Origin of the sequence: Williamsia phyllosphaerae (genome assembly GCF_014635305.1) — a bacterium.
In the GTDB taxonomy this organism is placed as follows: Bacteria; Actinomycetota; Actinomycetes; order Mycobacteriales; family Mycobacteriaceae; genus Williamsia_A; species Williamsia_A phyllosphaerae.
This window is the reverse complement of record NZ_BMCS01000001.1, coordinates 1,884,599-1,903,344: the sequence shown is the minus strand read 5'-3', so window position 1 is coordinate 1,903,344 and position 18,746 is coordinate 1,884,599. Positions and strand designations below refer to the sequence as shown.

Sequence of the window (18,746 nt, the reverse complement as noted above, 5' to 3'; positions counted from 1 at the left end):
CAACGCGCGGCGACCGAGCCCGGAGCGGGGCCCGCTACTCGTCGAGGATGGATTCGCTGATGTTCATGCGGGCCGCACGCGCGGCGGGCAGGAAGGCGCCGACGAAGCAGAGTCCGAACGCGACGACCACGTAGAGGATCGTCGAGTACTGCGGCGAGTAGCCGATGTCGACCGACGTGGTCACGCCGAGCACCTTGTCGCTGATGACGTGCAGCAGCTCGCCGCTGAGTACGCCGAGAACCGACCCGACGGCCGCGATCGCCGCGGCCTCGGCCAGCACCATCCGGGAGATGAAGGTCCGCGAGGCACCCATGGCGCGCAGCACCCCGAGCTCGCGCCGGCGCTCGATCACCGACAGCAACAGCGTGTTGAGCAGCGCGACCGCGGCGACCAGCGCCACGATCCACTGAATCGCGATGGTGAAGGCGCCGGACTGCTCGACCGACGCGCGGGTCGCGTCGAGGGTCTCCTCGCCGGTGTAGACGTAGACGGGCTGCGCCCCGGAGGCTTCACCGGTCGTCGAGGTCGCGGCGGCGTCGACCGCGGACCGGACCTGCGCCTCGTCGACCCCCGGCGCGTAGGTGACCTGCAGGAAGCTGTTGCCGGGGCGTTGGAACCACTGCGCCAGCAACGACTCCGACATCGCCGCCGTGCCCGAGTCGAGGGTCACGTAGTCGACGGCCTCGAGGATCTTCAGGGTGTGGAAACCGGTGGGTGTGGCCAGCCGGATCTCGTCACCGACGCCGGCGTCCAACGCCCGACCGAGCACCTTCGAGATGATGATGCCCTGGCCGTCGAGTACCTGCTGCACGACCTCGGGCGAGGCCTTCTTCACGTATGGCGCCTGGATGCCCGGCGCGAGGCCCTGCATCAGGATCCGGGCCTCACCGAGGTTGACCGTCGCCCACTGACCGCCGACGACGCGCTCGACACCAGGGACCGCCGCGACACGGTCGCGGATGGACGAGTCGAGGATCGGCCCGCTCGGGATGTTCTCGACCGGTTGTGACGAGACGTACAGATCGGGATCGGCGAGACCGTCGAGTGCACCGGACACCGACCCGACGAGATCGTTCATCGCGCCCGACGTCCCGATGCCGACCGACACGGCCACCGACACCGTCATCAGCGTCGCCCAGGCCCGGCGTGGGGTGCGCTCGGTGTTGACCGCGGCGAGCTTCCCGGGCCCTCCGAAGCGCGACGCCAGCGCGGTCACCGCGCGGACGAGCGGCTTGGTGATCGCGAAGAAGAACAGCAGCGACCCGATGCTCGAGACGACCGCGGCGCCGAACACCAGGCGGCCCTCCACCGTGTAGGCGATGACCCAGCCGGCCGCCACCAGCGCGACGCCACCGACGCCGGCCGCCCACTCGATCACACCGGGCCCGCGGTCGCGTGCGCTCAGCTCGCCCGGCACCATCGCCTCGATCGGCGAGAGCGCGAACACCGACCGCGCCGCGAGCACACTCGCCGCCACGCACGCCAGCATGCAGGCGAGGACCGCGACGGGCCCGACGTACCAGGGCAGGTGATAGGTCAGCGTCGCGCCGAAGCCCTCCGCCGACACCGACGGCAACCGCCCGATCAGATACCGCCCGGCCAGGATCCCGAACCCGATCCCGATCAGTCCGCCGACCAACCCGAACAGGGCCGCCTCGCCGATGAGGTCGCGCACCAGCGGCCCGCGGCGGCCGCCGATCGCCCGGACCATCGCCAGCATCTTGCGGCGCGACGCGACCGCCATGTTCATCGTGTTGAAGACCAGGAACGCCGCGATCACCAACGAGATGAGCGCGACCAGCAGCGTCGAGTCCCGGGTGACCGCGCTGGCCGTCTCCACCTGTTTCGCACGGAAGTCGGGGTTGTTGACCACGGCCCGTCCGTCGACGACCCGCTCGATGTCGGCGCGCAGGGTGTCGGTGTCGACGCCGGGTGCGGCCTTGACCAGGATCGAGTCCAGCCGCCCGCTCTGCTGCGTGATGCGTTGCGCGAGTGGCAGGAACGCGACGATGAACCGGCCGTTGTTGATGGGCGTGGCGGAATCGGAATCGACGACGCGGGTGACCTCGGCGTCGATCCCGTTGACGCTCACCCGCTGCCCGACGCGGTAGCCGAGCCCGGGACCGACCGCGATACCCGAGGTGAGATCGGACTGCGACACTCCCCCGCCACCGCCCGACTGCTCCGTGAGCACCGACCGGATCGCACCGCCGAGCCCGAGGATCGACAGGTCGGAACCGAGCACCGACACCTGCTCCCCGTCGATCGACACCGACGACTGCACGAGCGGGGCGACCGTGGCGGCCTGCGGGACCTCGCGCCGGATGGTGCCGACGAGCGACTCGTCGAGGCCGCTGTCGCCGATCGCGCTGACGTCGAGGTCGGCCGAACCGGACACGGTCGAGCTGAGTTGTCGCACCGAGGAACTGAGCGACCCATAGGTCCCCAGGACCGCGACGATCAGCATGGACGAGACGGTGATGACCATCAGCGAGGTGATCACCCGGAGCCGGTGGCTGCGCAGCTCGCGGAGGTTGAGTACCCGCAGCCGGGTCCACGCGGGCACGGGATCGAGGCGGGTGAGCGAGAGACGCGACGTCACGGCGTGTCGACGGCTTCTTCGATCCGCCCGTCGCGCACGGTGACCGAGCGGTCGGCGACCGATGCCGCGGCCCCGTCGTGGGTCACCATCACCACGAGCCGACCGGAATCGTCGTGGGCCAGGCCGCCGAGCAGGTCGAGGATGGCCTGCCCGGTGTGCGAGTCGAGGTTGCCGGTCGGTTCGTCGGCCAGCACGATGCGCGGGTTCATCACCAGCGACCGGGCGATGGCCACCCGTTGCATCTGACCGCCGGACAACTCCGAGGGACGGTGGTCGGCCCGGTTGCCGAGTCCGACCCTCTCGAGCAGGTCCACGGCGTCGGCCTTGGACCGCCGCAGTGGCGTGCTGTCGAGCAGCCGCGGCAGGGCGACGTTCTCCCACGCCGACATCGTCGGCACCAGGTTGAAGAACTGGAAGATGAAACCGACCTTGCGCCTACGGAACTCCGACTGCTGATCGTCGGTGAGTCGGCCGATGTCCTCGCCGTCGACGCGGATTGTGCCCGAGTCGGGGACGTCGAGCGCACCCACCACGTGCAGCAGCGTCGACTTGCCCGCCCCCGAGGGCCCGACGATGGACACGAACTGTCCGCCGTCGAGCGTCAGGTTGAGGTTGTCGAGCGCGCGCACCCGCTGCTCACCCATGCGGTACTCGCGAACCAGGTCGACGGCCTCGATCATCGGGCCGGCGGTCCTGCCGGGGTCGGACTGGGTCACCGGCGCCACCGACCGGTCGCGACGAACTCCTCGAGCACGGCCCGCGGGCCGGCGAGTCCCAGGCCCTGCGCGGCGACCCAGTCGTCGTCGAAGTAGGTGTCGGCGTAGCGGTCGCCGCCGTCGCAGAGCAGCGTGACGACGCTGCCGCCGCGGCCCTGGGCCACCATCTCGGCGATCAGCGTGAACGCGCCCCACACGTTGGTCCCGGTCGACGGGCCCACCCGACGGCCGAGGGTGTCGCCGACCAGACGCGCGGTCGCCACCGACGCCGCGTCGGGCACGGTGAGCATGGTGTCGATGACCTGGGAGACGAACGACGGCTCGACCCGTGGCCTGCCGATCCCCTCGATCCGCGACCCGACGGTCGAGACCGTGGCGCCGTCGCCGGAGGCGTAGGCGGGGGCGAAGGCGGAGTTCTCCGGGTCGACGACGCACAACCAGGTGGGGTGGCCGCGGTAGCGGATGTAGCGCCCGATGGTCGCCGAGGTGCCGCCGGTTCCGGCCCCGACCACGATCCAGGTGGGGACGGGGTGCGCCTCGAGGGCGAGCTGGCTGTAGACGGACTCGGCGATGTTGTTGTTGCCGCGCCAGTCGGTGGCCCGCTCGGCCATCGTGAACTGGTCGATGAAGTGCCCGCCGAGCTCGTCGGCCAGGCCGGCCGCGGCGGCGTAGACCTCGCCGGGGCGGTCGACGAAGTGGCACCGTCCGCCCTGTCGTTCGATGAGCGCCACCTTGGCCGAGGACGTGCTGCGCGGCATCACCGCGACGAACGTCACCCCGATCAGGGCCGCGAAGTACGCCTCGGACACCGCCGTGGAGCCCGACGACGCCTCGATCACCGGGGTGGTCTCGTTGATCCAGCCGTTGCACAGGGCGTAGAGGAACAGCGAGCGGGCGAGCCGATGTTTCAGCGAACCCGTGATGTGGGTGCTCTCGTCCTTGAGATAGAGATCGATGCCGGTCGGCGCACCGTCGGCGCCGACGAACCGCGCCCACTCCGGCAGCGGGAACCGCAGCAGATGGGTGTCGGCGCTACGGGTGGCGTCGGCCTCGATGAGGCGGATGGCGGTGTCCACCCACGCACGCGATCCCCGGTGGTCCACCAGCGCCGATGCGCCACCGCCGGCGGTCATGCTCCGCGCTCGGAGCCCGCACCGGGATCGGTTGGGCGCGTAGGCTTCCGACCACCGGACCGGGGGCCGTTCATGCCCTGCATACGCCCCTGCAGCGCGTCGCGCTTGGCCTGCCGGTCCGCGTCGACCTCGGCGATCGCCACGTTCAGATCGGTGCGCAGCCGCTTGAACGCCAGCATGCCCAGCGGCAGGGCGATGACGACGGCGAAGATGCCCGCGACCAGGATCGGGACGTCGACCCCGGCGAGGTGCCCGATGCCGTAGATCAGGGCCGCCACGACGACGAAGAGTCCGAGCCGCGCAGCGGTGTAGAGGGCCAGTCGGATGGCCAGTCGACGTCCGGGGCCGGCGGCGTTGTTCTCGCGTTCACTCACCCCGTCAGGGTACTTCCCGGGACCCGGACGACCGCGATGCCCGATTTTTACCATTGATTTACCAACAGCTGACCGTTCGAACACCTTGCAATCTCGGTGTAATCATGTTGGAGGGCAACGCCAGAGCGGCCACCGGCCGCACCGACCGAGCTCCTGCGATCGCGGTCCCACCCAGGGCCCGACACAGCACGAGGAGACAGAACATGACTGCCATCAACCACAACCCGATCTCTGCGATGACGTCGAGTGCGATGCCCATCACGCCCCGTGCCGCGAGCCAGCACACCCTGACGCCCGGACAGGTTGCCGCGATGTTCAACGTCAACCCCAAGACCGTGGCGCGCTGGGCGAGCTCGGGCCTGCTGGGCGCGATCCGCACCCCCGGCGGACACCGTCGCTTCCGCGAAGCCGATGTCGTCGCGCTGCTGAACCGCAAGACCGACTAGAACATCTCGCACGCAACCTCCCGTACCCTGAATTACCGGGTACATCTGGAGGTTGCTTGTGATCTATCTGTTCGCTCTCATCGGGGCGGTCGCCGTCGGCTACTTGGTCTGGAAGGCATTCGGCCCGCAGCCGCAGGACACCGTGACGCGCGGTCGCGGTCCCATCGGCCCCGACGACGACACCGACTTCCTGCTCGACCTCGACCGCACCGGACGACGCGGCCCTCGCCCCACCACGGGTGGTCCCACGACTCCCACCGACGACCCGACGCCCGACGCGAATCCCCACACACCGCGTCCTGAGGACGACTCGACCGGCGGCGCACCGCACCGTGACGACCCCCGCCCGGGTGCGTCCACGTAGGCAGATCATGCCGCCGCCCGCGTGATTCCCTCTTCGGCATCGCAAATACTTGCGATCGCCTGAATGCGGCATTCCGTTTGCTACCTCAAAAGGTAGAGTCGTCTCGTAACCGGTCTTCGCCTGGAGCAATCCGCGATCACGAAGTGCGGGTGCGCGAGTTCAATCTGCTGTAGGAGTCGGTCGTACGCGGTCGGCTTCGAGAAGTTTGGGGAGCACGAATGACCACGACGACCAATGTGAACACCGGACGTACTTTCGCGATCAGTCTCAACGAGTTGTTCGAGACTGTCCGGGACGAGAACGGTATTCCGTACACGGGCAAGAAAATCGCACTGAAGGCCAACCGCCTGGGCTACACGCTCAGCGACGCCTACATCTCGCAGCTGCGCACCGGGAAGGCCAAGACACCGTCGTTCCGCACGGTGGAGGCGATCTCGCGCGCGTTCGAGATCAGCGTCACCTACTTCCTGTCCGATCCGGACGAGGATCTCAAGCGCGTCGAGCAGCAGCGCGAGTACGTCGCGATGGCCGCCGAGACCGGCGCACACCTGGCCGCGTTCCGCCACGAAGAGCTGTCCGAGTCGACCATCGATGTGATCATCGAGTTGCTCAAGGTCGTCAAGAAGCAGCAGGCCGACCGCGCCAAGGACCAGGCGTAACCGCTACCCGTTCCACGGGGCGCGACAAACCCCAACTTGTCGTCGCACCCGGTTTTTAGTTTCTGGCACGAACGGCCGTCGAGCCCGTCCCCACCGTCGATGCACGGGTCATCGACCGGCGCGGATTACAGCCCCGCGTAGGAGTGCAGTCCCGACACCACCAGGTTGATGATGAACAGGTTGAACAGCATCGCGACGAAGCCGGCGATGTTGATCCAGGCGGCCGAGGTGTTGCGCCATCCTGCGGTTGCGCGGGCGTGCAGATACGCCGCATAGATGATCCAGGCGATGAACGACACCGTCTCCTTGGGGTCCCAGCCCCAGAAGCGACCCCACGCCGACTCGGCCCAGATGGCGCCACAGATGACACCGAGGCCGAACAGCGGGAACGCGAAGACGACGGTCTTGTAGGCCAGGCGGTCGAGGGCCTGGGCGCTGGGCAGGCGGTCGAGCACGCGACCCCACACGCCGGCGCCGGCCTCGGGGTAGCGCAGCTTGATCAGGTAGAGCGCGCTGGCCACACCGGAGACGAGGAACACCCCGGAGCCGACCGACACGATCGATACGTGGATGGCCAGCCAGTACGACTTGAGCGCGGGAACGACCGGCGCGGCCTGGGTGTAGAGCCAGCGACCGGCGATGAACATCAGCAGAGCGACGGGGACGAGGACGAACGACAGCAGCGGACGGTTCTCCGGACGACGCAGCACGACGATTCCCGCGATCACCCCGGCAACGCACGACAGGCTGATGAACTCGTACATGTTGCCCCAGGGCATGCGGTCGGTGGCCACTCCGCGGGTGACGATCGACCCGAGGTGCGCGATCGCCCCGAGGATCACCACCGGGAAGGCCATCTTCGCGATCCGGTCGCCGAAGCCGGTCCGCTCGCGCGCACCGACCTTGCCCGGCGTCCGGTCGATCGCCGCGGGCGGCGGCGTCGCACTGCCCGCGCCCGTCTTGACCAGGACGTTGCTGTTCTGCGCCTCGGCCGGGTTCACGGCACGCGAGCGCGTGGAGGCGAGTGCGGCCAGGAACATGATCATGGCCAGCACGTACAGCGTCAGCGTGGTGCCGAAGAGCAGGTCGGAGTACCGGGACACGTTCTCGTCGATGTTGTTCACTCCGCGGTCACCTCTCGCTGGTCGTGCGTCGTCCGGTTCGCGCTGGTTCGTCGATCTCCAGCAACCGCTTCACCAGGTCACCGAAGCCTTCGCCCCAGCCGGCCTGATCCGTGCGGGCCAGACCCGCCATCTCTACTACTGTATGTCGTTTGTCCCCGGGCCCGTCATCCGCCGGTGTGAGCCGGGCCCACACGCGGCGGCGCTTGATGAGCAGCGACACCAACAGCCCCACCAACATCGCGATCGCCGAGATCAACACGTACTGCTGCGCGGGGTCGTGCGACACCTGCAGCGACACCCACGGCTGGTACCCGTCGAAGCTGACCCTGGTGCCGTCATCGATCGTCGCGGTCTGACCGGGCGTCAGGTTGACCTGATCCTTCTGGATCAGCCGGCCCTGGTTGATCAGGTTCTGATCGAGCGAATAGACGTTCTGCGGTCGGCCGGTGTCGAGACCGGTGTCGCCCTTGTAGATGCGGATGGCGACGGCGGGATCGCGGGCGTCGGGGAACGACGACGACAGCAGGGTGTTGTTGCTGCCCGAGTACAGCGCCGTCGGCGCGAACAGGCCCTCCAGCGCGATCTGGTTCTTCCGGCGCACGTCCTCGTTGGGGTAGAGCCCGCCGGGGGTGTCGAAGCGCGCGGCACCCGACGACAGCAGGGTCACCGCCTCGTTCGGGGTGAACGGGACCGTCTGGGTTCGCTTCTCCCCGTTGGGGAACGTGACGGTGAAGGTGGGCGCGTATCCGTGGCCGAGGAGGTACACCCGGTCCCCGACGACGCGCAGCGGGTCGTTGACCTTCAGGGTGGCCGGCTTCGAGTCGCCGGTGTCGAGATCCGAGCCGGTCTGGTAGCGGACGTCGGCGGAGTACTGGTCGGCCTGACCGTTGGGCAGGTAGTCGGCCTTGAACGAGTCGACCTGCACGCAGAACGGCGCGAGCTGGGTGCCGTCGACGAGGTTGCCGCCGCGGAACGAGTCGTAGACCGCGGTGGAGGTGTTGCACAGGCCCTGGTCGCCGTCGGCGACGAGGATGCGGGTGCCCTCGTAGCCGTAGATCTTGCCCGCGGCGATCGAGACGAGCAGGGCGAGCAGCGCGAAGTGGAAGACCAGGTTGCCGAACTCGCGGAGGTACCCCTTCTCGGCCGAGATCTCGACGACCTCGCGGGTGGTCCCGTCGTCCTGGGTCTGGGTCACCGTCGAGCTGACCTTGCGCCAGCCGCGCAGGTTCCCCATCAGCCGCTGCCCGATCTCGTCCGGGGTGCCCGCGACCTCGTGGCGTTCGTGGCGCGGCAGGCGGGTCAGGTTGCGCGGGGTGGCGACCGGGCGGGCGCGCAGCGACTTGGCGTGCTCGATCATGCGCGGCGTCAGACAACCCACGAGCGAGATGAACAGCAGCACGTAGATGGCCGTGAACCAGATGCTCGAGAAGACCTCGAAGAAGCCGAGGCGGTCCATGATCCGCGCGGGCAGTCCGTGGTCGGCGATGTAGGCGGCGGTCTTCTGCTCGTTGAGCGACCGCTGCGGCAGCAGTGCCCCGGGCACCGCGGCCAGGGCGAGCAGGAACAGCAGCGCGAGCGCGGTGCGCATCGAGGTCAGCGACCGCCACGTGTTGCGGGCCGGCCACCACAGACGACGCTTCCACGTCGGCGCGGGTGGCGGCGTGGGGGCAGCGGGGCGGGTCATCGTGTCGGTCATATCGGCAATTCGGTGTCGGAGACGAAGGCATCGCGCACCCAGGTGATGAACTGGTCCCACAGGCCGGTGACCAGTGCGACGCCCACAGCGATGAGCAGGATTCCGCCGACGACCTGGATGGTGCGCGCGTTGCGTCGCATCCACCCGACCGCGCGCAACGCCGACGCCGACCCGAAGGCGAGCAGAACGAACGGCAGCCCGAGGCCGAGGCAGTAGGCGATGATCAGGATGACGCCGCGGAACGCCGTGGATCCCTCGGTGCCGCTGGCGGTGACGATGACCGCCGAGAGCGTCGGCCCGAGGCACGGTGTCCACCCGAGGGCGAAGACCGCACCGAGCAGGGGTGCGCCGACGAGGTTCGACACCAACCGCGGATGGAACCGCGCGTCGCGCTGCATGAACGGGATGAGTCCGATGAACACCAGGCCCATCGCGATGGTGACGACCCCGCCGATGCGTTGCAGCAGTTCACGATTGAGCACGAACGCCGAGGTGATACCGAAGACGGACGCGGTGGCCAGCACGAAGACGATGGTGAAGCCGAGGACGAACAGCAACGCTGCGCCGGCCACGCGGGCGCGACCGGTCAGCGACCGACGCGACCCGCCCGCTTCGCTCCCCGCGCGGACCGGCGGCGCCTCCGCGCCCACGAGTCCGGCCAGATACGAGAGATAGCCCGGCACGAGCGGGACCACGCACGGGGACGCGAACGACACCAGTCCGGCCAGGGCACAGGCGCCGAGCGCCAGCAGGATCGGACCCGAGAGCACCGTGGACTCGAACGTCGCCCCCACCGACGCGAGATCGATCGTGGAGGTCATGACGGCACGCGTGCCGTCGACGGCGCGGACTGCGCCGTGTACGGCTCGGCCGCGAGCCGCTTCACCAGCGGGTCGAGTTCCTCCGCCGAGACGGTCCGCAGGTAGACCGCGGCCGCGCGGTGATAGCGGTCGAGGACGACGGTGGTCGGGACGACCGAGGTCGGGGTCGTGAGTCGGACCAGGGTGCGGCCCGGGTAGTCGAAGATCGACGGGTACGCGAGGTTCTGGTTGGCGATGTAGTCCTTGGCGTCCTGGCGGTTGTCGCGGAAGTTGATGCCCAGGAACGCGACGCCGGCGTTCTTGTTCTCCTCGTAGACCTGCTCGAGGTCGGGCGCCTCGGCGCGACACGGGGCGCACCACTGTCCCCACACGTTGATCACGACGACCTGGCCGGTGAAGTCGGTCAGGCCGATCCGCGTGCCCGAGACCACCTCCTCGCCGCTGAGGTCGGCGACCTTCTTGCGCGAGGCGGGCGGGTCGTAGGTGATCTGGGTGTTGCCGCCGGGTGAGACGAACTGGAAGGTGTCGCCCTGCACCACCGCGTCGTCACCGGTGCCGCATCCGGCGACGATGACGAGCGCCGCCGACAGAGCTGTCACCAGGGCCGCGCGGGCTCGGGTGCTGCGACCGCGCGACGCGCGTCGCGTGAGGGTCGGGTGCGGGCGGGTGCTCATGAGGTCGGGTGTCAGGCCCCCGTGGCGCGGGGGTCCGAGGCGCCCGCGGGCTCGGAGTAGACGATGTCGACGAGGGCGTCACCGTCGTACATCAGGCTGGTGACCGACGCGAGCGAACACTGCCGACGCCGCGGGTCGTGCCAGAGGCGCTGGCCCTCCAGGAAGCGGCGCAGGGTGTACACCGGCAGCTGGTGGCTGACGCAGACCGCCTCGTGGCCCTTGGCGGTGTCGCGCGCCTTGGTGGCCACGGCCAGCATGCGGTGCGCGAGCTGGATGTAGGGCTCGCCCCACGACGGGGTGAAGGGGTCGCGCATCTTGGGCCAGTTCCGCGGCCGCCGCAGCGCACCGTCGCCCACCGAGACCTTGAGGCCCTCGAAGACGTTGTCGGCCTCGATGAGGCCGTCGGCGGTGATGATGTCGAGGCCGTGGGACCGCGCGATCGGGGTGGCCGTCTCCTGCGCGCGTTGCAGCGGCGACGCGAACACCGCGGTGATGTCGTGGTCGGCGAGGGACTCGGCGACCGTGGCCGCCTGGCGCGCGCCGGTGTCGGAGAGGTGGAAGTTCGGCAGGCGCCCGTAGAGGATTCCCTCGGGGTTGTGGACCTCGCCGTGCCGCATCATGTGCACGATCGTGCGCTGCATCAGTGGAGCTCCTCGGGACACATCAGTGAGCCTGGTCGGGCTCGGGTGCCGCAGCGGCCGCCTGCGCGGCTGCCGGCATGGCATCGGCGATGACATCGAAAGCATCCTCGTCCAGCGCAGCAGACACAAACCACGCCTCGAAGGCGCTGGGCGGCGGGTAGACGCCGCGCGAGAGCAGCGCATGGAAGAACGCCGGGAAACGCCAGGTCTCGCTGCTCTTGACACCGGCGTAGTCGGTGATGGCGGTCTCCGGGTCAGAGGTGAAGAACACACTGACGAGGCTGCCCGCGTACTGCACGCGGTGGCCGACGCCCGCGGTGGTCAGCGCGTCGCCGATGAGGTCGCCGATGCGGTGCGAGTTGGCGTCGAGGGCCGCGTAGACGGCGTCGTCGGCGGCGTTGAGGGTGGCCAGTCCGGCAGCGACCGCGACGGGGTTCCCCGACAGCGTCCCGGCCTGATAGACCGGCCCGGCGGGCGCGAGGCGCGCCATGACGTCGGCGCGGCCGCCGAACGCCGCGGCGGGCAGACCGCCGCTCATCACCTTCCCGAAGGTGTAGAGGTCGCCGGCGACACCGTCGATCCCGAACCACCCCGAACGCGTGACCCGGAATCCGGTCATCACCTCGTCGACGATGAGCAGGGCACCGTACTTCGAGGTGAGGTCGCGCAGCCCCTGATTGAAGCCGGGCAGCGGCGCGATCGCGCCCATGTTGCCCGCGGCGGCCTCGGTGATCACGCAGGCGATCTCGTCGGGATGCGCGGCGAACGCGGCCTCGAGTGCGGGCAGGTCGTTGTAGGGCAGGACCATCGTGTCGGCGGCCTGGGCGCCGGTGACGCCGGGCGAGGTCGGCAGGCCGAGGGTCGCGACTCCCGAGCCCGCGTCGGCCAGCAGCGCGTCGACGTGGCCGTGGTAACACCCGGAGAACTTCACGATCTTGGTGCGGCCGGTGAACCCGCGGGCCAGCCGGACCGCCGACATGGTCGCCTCGGTGCCGGAGTTGACGAGCCGGACCTGCTGCACCGGCGCGACGCGGCCGATGATGGCCTCAGCCAGATCGATCTCGGCCTCGGTCGGGGCGCCGAACGACAATCCGGTCGAGGCCGCCTTCTGTACCGCGGCGACGACCTCGGGGTGCGCGTGGCCCAGGATCATCGGGCCCCACGAGCTGATCAGGTCGATGTAGACGTTGTCGTCGGCGTCGGTCAGACGACATCCCTGTGCGCTGGTTATGAACCTCGGGGTGCCGCCGACCGACGAGAACGCCCGGACCGGCGAGTTGACGCCACCCGGGATGGCCTCGCAGGCGCGGTCGAAGAGTTCACCCGATCGTCGGGTCGAGAGGGCGGTACGGGGGTCGGTCACGGTGTCCAGTGTTCCAAACAATTCTGTGGGCTCCTCGCGGGGAGCACCCACCTGCGGTTTTACGGCCCGGACGGCGATGCGGGTGGCAAAACGGGTCCAGTCGGACACAATCTGAGGTGATCGGTGGTCGCGTCGCGCGACCGCCGGCCCGAGCCTTCAAACCGTGAGGGTTCGCCGCGGATTCACTTCGTCTCCGGGAGGCTGCAGGTGATCGATGCCGGTCGTCGCCTCGACGAGGTGCTGAGCAGTCCGATCGAGCCGCAGTTCCAACCCATCTTCGACCTCGACTCGATGACGGTCGTCGGGTACGAGGCACTCGCCCGCTGGCCGTCGGCACCCGATGTGAGTCCGGCCGACGTGTTCGACCACGCGCGGCTGCACGGACGGCTCGGGGATCTCGACTGGGCCTGTCGGCGCGCGGCCGTCGTGGGCGCGCTCGACGCCGGACTGACGCGGCCGATGAGCGTGTTCATCAACGTGGAGCCGACGACCCTGAGCTCGTCGCCCCGCTGGCCGTTCCCCGGGGAGCGGTTCCGGGAGATCACCGAACGCGATCTGCAGGTCGTCGTCGAGATCACCGAGCGCGACCTGCTCGTCGACCCCGCCTCGGTGCTGGCCGCGGTCGACTGGGCGCGTGACCGGGGGTGCGGCATCGCCCTCGACGACGTGGGACTCAACCCCGAATCCCTCGCTCTGCTGCCACTGGTGCTCCCCGACGTCGTCAAGCTCGACCGCCGGATCCTGGCCGATCCGCTGTCGCCCGAGTTCAACGAAACCGTCTCGGCTGTCGTCGATTACGCCTCCGCCACCGGTGCGTCGATCCTCGCCGAGGGGATCGAGAACGCCGAGGATCTCGGGGTGACGCGGACGGTCGGTGCGACCCTCGGTCAGGGCTACCTGCTCGGCCGACCCGGGCCCGCGCCGACGGGTCCGGTCGGGCCACCGGAGCATCTGGCCATCCCGCTGATCGAGGTCCTGACCGAGCCGTTGGCGAGTCCGGCGGACGTCCTGGAGCGGATGCCGCGGCAGATCACGACCTACGAGACCATCGCGAGCGTCCTGGACACGATCACGTCCTACGGCGAGGACCTCATCACGCCCGGGTGCATCGCGGTCGCGGTGCAGAACCAGTCGTCGTTCATCGACCGGTACGCGTTCCGGTACGAGGAGTTGGCGGCCAAACACACCCTCGTCGGGGTGGTGGGCGCACGCGACCTGAACGTGCCCGACGTGCGCCTTGCCCGACCGGCCGATCCCGGCTTCGACGACCAGTTCGCCGTCGCCATCCTGACCCAGACGACCGCGGCGGCCGTCGTGGCCCGCGACCTCGGCGACAGCGGGCCGCTGGCGCAGCGGCGCTACGCCTGGTATTTCACCCACTCACGCTCGGCGGTCCGCGACGTGGCGCGATGCCTGGTCAGTCGTCTCGCGCCTGCGAGTGCGCCTCCCCTCTGATCGATGACACGTACTCGCCGTCAGTAGTAGACCGGTCCCGGCACACCGCCGCCCGCGGCGATCGCGTCGCCGGTGATCGCGATGCTCCGCGGCGAGGCGAGGAACGCGACGACATCGGCCACCTCGGAGGCGTCGACGACCCGCCGGATCGAGTTGGTCGCCAGTTCCCGTTCGAGGTCGGCCACCGGGACCGACTCCCGGGCTGCGCGTTCGGCGAGCCGGGTCTCGAGTCGTTCGGTCCGGGTCAGGCCGGGGTGCACCACGGTGACGTTGATCCCCTTGGGCCCCAACTCATCCGCCAGATTCTTCGTCAGCGCGGACACACTCACGTTGCGCACCGTCTGGGCGATCGACTTCGCCTGCCGCGCACCGAGACCGCTGATGTTGATGATGCGGCCCCACCCCTGGTCGATGAGATGCGGCGACACCGCACGCGCCGTCCGCAGATAACCGAGCACCTTGATCTCGATCTCCTCGCGCACCACGTCGTCGGTGATCGAGTCGAAGTCCGTGGGCTTGCCCGAGCTCCACGGCGTCGCCGCCGAGTTGACGAGGATGTCGACGCCACCCAGTTCGGCGACGGTCCGCTCGACCAGGCGGTCGACCGACAGCTGGTCGCCGGTGTCGACGGGGATGGCGATCACGTGTCCCCCTGTGTCAGTTGTCAGCTCGGCCGCAGTGGCGGCGAGGGCCTCTTCGCCACGGGACGCGATGACGACGCTCGCACCCTCCGCCGCCAGAGCGCGGGCGATCGCGCGACCGATGCCTCGACTTCCGCCGGTGACGATCGCTCGCTTGCCGTCCAGTTGCAGGTCCATGTCTCTCCCGTCAGTCCACCGATGGTCGTCCGGATGACACTACGGACGCCCGTTCGGCGATCACACTGTGAAGTTGTCAAGGTGCAGGTGCGGTCCCGCGGGGCGGGTGCACGTTGTCGGTTGGTTTCGGTTGCGTCCCGCTGGTTCAGGCGGCGACGGGGTCGTCGAGTCGCAGGGTTCGTCGGTTGTAGGCGGGTAGCGGTCGTCGCTGGGCGTCGACGCACGCGGGTGGGATGAGCCAGGGATGGCGGTCAGGGCCCATGACGATGTCCCAGCCGGCATGGTGGACCGCGGTGTGGCAGGACCGGCAGAGCAGACAACCGTTGTCCACCGTGGTCGGGCCACCGTCGGCGTGATGGACGATGTGGTGGACGTCGCACCACGATGCTGGTGCCCCGCATTTGATGCAGCCACGGTCCCGCAGTAGCACGACCTTGCGGGCAGCCCCGGTGAACAACCGCTCTGGTGTAGTCACCGAGACCGGTGCTCCGTTGAGGTCGAGACCTACACCGGCCAGTCGCGCGTCGCAGGACAGGAGCTTTGCTGACAGGTCGCTGATGGGTCCCATCCACGACAACCACGCCGGACCCGCGATATCCGACGTTGCTGCGTCGGCAGCGATGGGGATGGTCAGCAGGATCTCAGTTCGGGCCGGCCCGTGCGAGGAGTCGGGTGACAGGCCTCGGGTGCCGCATTCGAGGAACTGGGAGAACGCATCGGCACGTCGTCGCGTGGCCGGTCGTGTGTCGTCGGACCCGTCGGGTTCGGGGCGTGGCCGGGATGCGGTGTCGAGTGCGGTGATCAGGCGCTCGCCGGTCAGTGCGTCGAGCTCGAAAGTCCCCCGGAGTCGTCCGTCGTCGCCGGCCCGCCAGTCGAGTTCGTTGAGGGACGAGTCCTCCGCGGGCGGCAATCGGTCCGGATCGTTGCCGCCATCGGAGTCGTCGGCCGTCAGCTCGATCGCGACCGCGCGTGCCCGCTCGACGATGTCTGCCGGTGTGGTGCCGGCGACCGCGTGGCCGATCAAACCGGCCTCCAACTCGTCGATCAAATCAGAGTCCACGGACTCCCCTGTCCGGCGCACAACGTGCTCGACACCCCGGGCGACCGCGTCGAGGTGCTCCGCCGATAACGACGCGTCACGACTGTGGCGCGCCACCCGCGCCAACACCTGCATCGCACGCCCGAGCCGGATGACCCGTGAAGTGACCGCAGGCGCCAACCCGTTCGCACACAACAACTCCCGTAGCGATATGCCGGATCGTTTCGCGGTACCCACACGCTCAGCCTGCGCGCTCAACCGCGCCAACACATCATCAGCCACTGCCCGCAGTGCGACCGCACCCCGGATCGCAGCCACGATCTCGTCATCGACATCAGCGACAACCGTTTCTCTGCAACCGTATTCATCGACCAACCTGTTGGCGATGTCGGTAAGCGTTCCCCCACTCATGCTTCCATCGTACACATGTTCGAACGGAGTGCAACGGTTGATTTTGGTGAATGTTGTTCAATATGAGTGTATTTCGATCCATTGGAGAGTCGGGCCGAGCACCCTACACGCGACCTCCGACACCAGAGCCGGCGTGGCCCGAGTTGTCCACAGGCCGTGCGACATCAAAGCAACGGATCGACCGCCGGTGTCCGCACCGAGGTGAGCACCGATCGTTTGCGCAGCGTGAAGCCAGCGATTCGTAGAGCCGGATCGCCGCGTGATTGTCGCCCCGGGCGTGCAGGAACGGGACCTCTCCGCGCGCCCGGATCCCTTGTCCCGTCGGCTCGGACGAGACGGGCGCTCAGACCGCGCCGACAGAACCTCGGATCGGTACACACCGCGCTGATCTCGCTACAGCCCTGCGGATGCATGCGCTCACCGGCCAGGCGACCAGCTCCTCATCGTGCCGGAACCCGAGATAGGTGCCCATCTCGACGGTGCGCACCCGGAACGGTCCGGGCTCCTTCCGCGCCACCAGGTCGAGCATCGCGGGTACGTCCTCGGGCCCCAGCACCACCACCGCGGGCTCCGGCGCGACCGCCAACCCCGAACCCTCGAGCTGTACCGAACCGAACTCCCCCAGCACCTCCCGGCCAACGGGTGGCGCATACGACCCGCGCAGCGCCACCTCGGCGTGTGCTCCACCCAGCGAGGACCGGATCGTCGAGCGGATGCATCGCGAGGTCACAACGGTGCGTTGCGCCGCCGCGGCGTCCGTCGTCAGCCCATACCCCTGCCGTCCACCGGGTCCAGCCAGGAGTCACCGACGCACGTCAGCCAGCGTTGCGATCAGCCTGATTTCCGACCGACTGCCAGGAATCACGCGGGCGGGCGGTCCCCGCTGAGCAGGATGAGCAGCAACTCGGCACGGGTGCGGGCGTCCGCGAGATCGACACCGAGCAATACCTCGATGCGAGAGATGCGATGCCGCAGCGTATGTCGATGGACACCCACGGTCGATGCGGCCGTCTCCCAGTGACCGTTCGCCTCGAGGTAGCCGCGCAGGGTGGCCACGAGATCCGCTCCCCCGCTCTCACGAACCGCGATGAGCGGGCGCAGCCGGACGTCGTGCAGCCCTCGCAGACCGTCCTGGACCGCGTCGATGGCGAGCACCGAGCCGGTGGTCTCCAGATCGACCACCTCGCCGTCGGTCGCGCTACGCGCTGCCTGGCGGGCCTGGCCGGCCGACGAGACCAGTCCGGCGAGATCGGTGACCGGCCCCAACCCGGCCCGCATCCGACTCCCTCCGGCGAGACCACGCACCACGGCGACGTCGTCGTCACCGCGCACCAGCACCACCACCTCCCGATCGCGCTGCAGCACGAAGACCGGTCGCCACCGCGCGGCAAGCTCGGCACCGATGGTCTCGACGGCATTCACTGCGACTGCGCTGGAGCGGAACTCGTACACGACGACCCGGACGAGTCCGGCGGTGTCCGCGGCACGTCCGAGGAGCACGGCTGCGGACGGTGACATCGTCCCGTGGAGCGCCAGGCCGAAGATCTCCGTCTGCAACGCGGCGCGATCGACGGCGACGTTGCCGGCCTCGGCGTGCTGCAGAGTCACCAGTGACGCGGCGTGCCCGACCAGGACACGGTGCACGTCACCGAGCGGGTCGGTACCGATCACCGCCAGATACCCGACGACCCCCACGCCGGCGTTGATGCGCTGCACGGTGATCGTGTGCTCGGCGGTGATCGTGACCCCCGTCGTCGACATCGGCCCATGAGCGATCAACGCTCGAACGTGGCGCAGCGCAGCCCGATCCCGTTCTGCACCGGCGTCGGCGGACGCGCGCGACGTCGTCGACACGACTTTGCCGTCGCTGTCGATGAACGCGACCGACCGGTCCAGTGCCGCGGACAGTTCCGCGACCAATGCGGGTACGCCACCGGTGATGATGGCGCGGGTCATGGCGGGCTGACTCCGGGTGGCGCGCGTGAACTGGGCGTAGCGCTCCTCGGCGAGACGATCGAGGAGCATCCGGGCGATGGCGGAGAACGGGATGGGCCGGGGCACCTCCAGCAGCGGCAGACCCAGTGCATCGGCGATCTCCACGAGGTCGGCGGGCACGGTGTCGTAGCCCAACCCGGTCCCGAACCCGAGGCCCGCGATCCCCACGTCGGCCAGACTGCGCAGGTAGTCCGTACGTCCGGCGGTGTCCGGCGGCAGCCGCATGCCGGTGGTGAGCAGGAGTTCACCGCCCGACAGCCACTGGGCGGCGTCGACCAACTCCGAGGTCAGCGCGCAATCGATCTCCCGATCGAGCCCCGCGACCCCGCCGCGACACCGCAACGAGAGCGACGGCTGGTCGAGCAGCCAACCGACAGTGGTTCCCACCGCTCTCACCCCCGCCGACGTGCGCGAA

Annotated in this window: 19 protein-coding genes; 4 read left to right on the top strand and 15 right to left on the bottom strand. The window is 69.1% G+C overall.

Annotation, left to right across the window (positions count from 1 at the left end):
- Positions 1-34: 34 nt before the first annotated feature.
- From IEV93_RS09020 to IEV93_RS09005, 4 genes are read right to left on the bottom strand one after another with little or no spacing between them, the layout of a single operon-like run.
- The gene (locus IEV93_RS09020) at positions 35-2,602 is read right to left on the bottom strand and encodes an FtsX-like permease family protein (protein WP_229704991.1); all 2,568 of its coding nucleotides are present in this window, start codon (positions 2,600-2,602) and stop codon (positions 35-37) included.
- Complete coding sequence (locus IEV93_RS09015) at positions 2,599-3,282, bottom strand: ABC transporter ATP-binding protein (protein ID WP_188490477.1); 684 nt, start codon at positions 3,280-3,282, stop codon at positions 2,599-2,601. The genes IEV93_RS09020 and IEV93_RS09015 overlap by 4 nt, the downstream gene beginning before the upstream one ends.
- Positions 3,283-3,314: 32 nt before the next feature.
- Positions 3,315-4,451 (bottom strand): L-cysteine desulfhydrase Cds1, encoded by a 1,137-nt coding sequence (gene cds1, locus IEV93_RS09010; protein WP_188488903.1) that lies wholly within the window; start codon positions 4,449-4,451, stop codon positions 3,315-3,317.
- Positions 4,448-4,825, bottom strand: coding sequence for a DUF4229 domain-containing protein (locus tag IEV93_RS09005; RefSeq protein WP_229704990.1), 378 nt, complete (start codon positions 4,823-4,825; stop codon positions 4,448-4,450). The genes cds1 and IEV93_RS09005 overlap by 4 nt, the downstream gene beginning before the upstream one ends.
- 203 nt (positions 4,826-5,028) lie before the next feature.
- Here IEV93_RS09005 and IEV93_RS09000 point away from each other — a divergent pair, with 203 nt between their 5' ends.
- From IEV93_RS09000 to IEV93_RS08990, 3 genes are all read left to right on the top strand, one after another.
- Positions 5,029-5,271: a BldC family transcriptional regulator gene (locus tag IEV93_RS09000; protein ID WP_296391512.1), complete on the top strand. Its 243-nt coding sequence runs from the start codon at positions 5,029-5,031 to the stop codon at positions 5,269-5,271.
- Positions 5,272-5,329: 58 nt separating this feature from the next.
- Positions 5,330-5,635 carry a hypothetical protein gene (locus IEV93_RS08995; protein ID WP_188490610.1) on the top strand — a complete coding sequence of 102 codons (306 nt, stop codon included), beginning with the start codon at positions 5,330-5,332 and terminating at the stop codon, positions 5,633-5,635.
- 218 nt (positions 5,636-5,853) lie between these two features.
- Positions 5,854-6,294: a helix-turn-helix domain-containing protein gene (locus IEV93_RS08990; protein ID WP_188488899.1), complete on the top strand. Its 441-nt coding sequence runs from the start codon at positions 5,854-5,856 to the stop codon at positions 6,292-6,294.
- A gap of 125 nt (positions 6,295-6,419) precedes the next feature.
- Here IEV93_RS08990 and ccsB read toward each other — a convergent pair whose 3' ends face one another.
- The 6 genes from ccsB to hemL are packed head-to-tail and all read right to left on the bottom strand — an operon-like array spanning position 6,420 to position 12,613.
- On the bottom strand, positions 6,420-7,418 hold the full coding sequence (gene ccsB / locus IEV93_RS08985; protein ID WP_229704989.1) for a c-type cytochrome biogenesis protein CcsB: 999 nt from the start codon (positions 7,416-7,418) through the stop codon (positions 6,420-6,422).
- A 7-nt stretch (positions 7,419-7,425) separates the two neighbouring features.
- Positions 7,426-9,114, bottom strand: a complete 1,689-nt coding sequence (gene resB, locus IEV93_RS08980) for a cytochrome c biogenesis protein ResB (RefSeq protein ID WP_188488897.1) — start codon at positions 9,112-9,114, stop codon at positions 7,426-7,428.
- Positions 9,111-9,935, bottom strand: coding sequence for a cytochrome c biogenesis CcdA family protein (locus IEV93_RS08975; RefSeq protein WP_188488895.1), 825 nt, complete (start codon positions 9,933-9,935; stop codon positions 9,111-9,113). The genes resB and IEV93_RS08975 overlap by 4 nt, the downstream gene beginning before the upstream one ends.
- The gene (locus tag IEV93_RS08970; RefSeq protein ID WP_188488893.1) at positions 9,932-10,609 is read right to left on the bottom strand and encodes a TlpA family protein disulfide reductase; all 678 of its coding nucleotides are present in this window, start codon (positions 10,607-10,609) and stop codon (positions 9,932-9,934) included. Before IEV93_RS08970 ends, IEV93_RS08975 begins: the two co-directional genes overlap by 4 nt.
- Positions 10,610-10,620: 11 nt before the next feature.
- Entirely contained in the window at positions 10,621-11,250 is a 630-nt protein-coding gene (locus IEV93_RS08965) for a histidine phosphatase family protein (protein ID WP_188488891.1), read from the bottom strand.
- Positions 11,251-11,272: 22 nt separating this feature from the next.
- On the bottom strand, positions 11,273-12,613 hold the full coding sequence (gene hemL / locus IEV93_RS08960; protein ID WP_188488889.1) for a glutamate-1-semialdehyde 2,1-aminomutase: 1,341 nt from the start codon (positions 12,611-12,613) through the stop codon (positions 11,273-11,275).
- Between the two features lie 207 nt (positions 12,614-12,820).
- Here hemL and IEV93_RS08955 point away from each other — a divergent pair, with 207 nt between their 5' ends.
- Complete coding sequence (locus IEV93_RS08955) at positions 12,821-14,068, top strand: EAL domain-containing protein (protein ID WP_188488887.1); 1,248 nt, start codon at positions 12,821-12,823, stop codon at positions 14,066-14,068.
- A gap of 20 nt (positions 14,069-14,088) precedes the next feature.
- On the opposite strand, the gene IEV93_RS08950 is transcribed toward IEV93_RS08955, so the two are convergent.
- From IEV93_RS08950 to IEV93_RS08935, 5 genes are all read right to left on the bottom strand, one after another.
- On the bottom strand, positions 14,089-14,886 hold the full coding sequence (locus IEV93_RS08950) for an SDR family NAD(P)-dependent oxidoreductase (protein WP_188488886.1): 798 nt from the start codon (positions 14,884-14,886) through the stop codon (positions 14,089-14,091).
- A 145-nt stretch (positions 14,887-15,031) separates the two neighbouring features.
- Positions 15,032-16,336: an HNH endonuclease signature motif containing protein gene (locus IEV93_RS08945; protein WP_229704988.1), complete on the bottom strand. Its 1,305-nt coding sequence runs from the start codon at positions 16,334-16,336 to the stop codon at positions 15,032-15,034.
- Between the two features lie 164 nt (positions 16,337-16,500).
- Positions 16,501-16,749, bottom strand: coding sequence for a GNAT family N-acetyltransferase (locus tag IEV93_RS22655; protein ID WP_308690966.1), 249 nt, complete (start codon positions 16,747-16,749; stop codon positions 16,501-16,503).
- Positions 16,680-17,066: a hypothetical protein gene (locus IEV93_RS22650; protein ID WP_308691191.1), complete on the bottom strand. Its 387-nt coding sequence runs from the start codon at positions 17,064-17,066 to the stop codon at positions 16,680-16,682. Before IEV93_RS22650 ends, IEV93_RS22655 begins: the two co-directional genes overlap by 70 nt.
- Positions 17,067-17,197: 131 nt before the next feature.
- On the bottom strand, positions 17,198-18,718 hold the full coding sequence (locus IEV93_RS08935; RefSeq protein WP_188488882.1) for a PucR family transcriptional regulator: 1,521 nt from the start codon (positions 18,716-18,718) through the stop codon (positions 17,198-17,200).
- Positions 18,719-18,746 lie beyond the last annotated feature (28 nt).

Excerpts from the sequence above, each read along its gene's own strand:
- IEV93_RS09015 (WP_188490477.1), bottom strand. The coding sequence starts at position 3,282 with ATGATCGAGGCCGTCGACCTGGTTCGCGAGTACCGCATGGGTGAGCAG.
- cds1 (WP_188488903.1), bottom strand. The coding sequence starts at position 4,451 with ATGACCGCCGGCGGTGGCGCATCGGCGCTGGTGGACCACCGGGGATCG.
- IEV93_RS09000 (WP_296391512.1), top strand. The coding sequence starts at position 5,029 with ATGACTGCCATCAACCACAACCCGATCTCTGCGATGACGTCGAGTGCG.
- IEV93_RS08990 (WP_188488899.1), top strand. The coding sequence starts at position 5,854 with ATGACCACGACGACCAATGTGAACACCGGACGTACTTTCGCGATCAGT.
- resB (WP_188488897.1), bottom strand. The coding sequence starts at position 9,114 with ATGACCGACACGATGACCCGCCCCGCTGCCCCCACGCCGCCACCCGCG.
- IEV93_RS08975 (WP_188488895.1), bottom strand. The coding sequence starts at position 9,935 with ATGACCTCCACGATCGATCTCGCGTCGGTGGGGGCGACGTTCGAGTCC.
- IEV93_RS08970 (WP_188488893.1), bottom strand. The coding sequence starts at position 10,609 with ATGAGCACCCGCCCGCACCCGACCCTCACGCGACGCGCGTCGCGCGGT.
- IEV93_RS08965 (WP_188488891.1), bottom strand. The coding sequence starts at position 11,250 with ATGCAGCGCACGATCGTGCACATGATGCGGCACGGCGAGGTCCACAAC.
- IEV93_RS08950 (WP_188488886.1), bottom strand. The coding sequence starts at position 14,886 with ATGGACCTGCAACTGGACGGCAAGCGAGCGATCGTCACCGGCGGAAGT.
- IEV93_RS08945 (WP_229704988.1), bottom strand. The coding sequence starts at position 16,336 with ATGAGTGGGGGAACGCTTACCGACATCGCCAACAGGTTGGTCGATGAA.
- IEV93_RS22655 (WP_308690966.1), bottom strand. The coding sequence starts at position 16,749 with ATGCATCCGCAGGGCTGTAGCGAGATCAGCGCGGTGTGTACCGATCCG.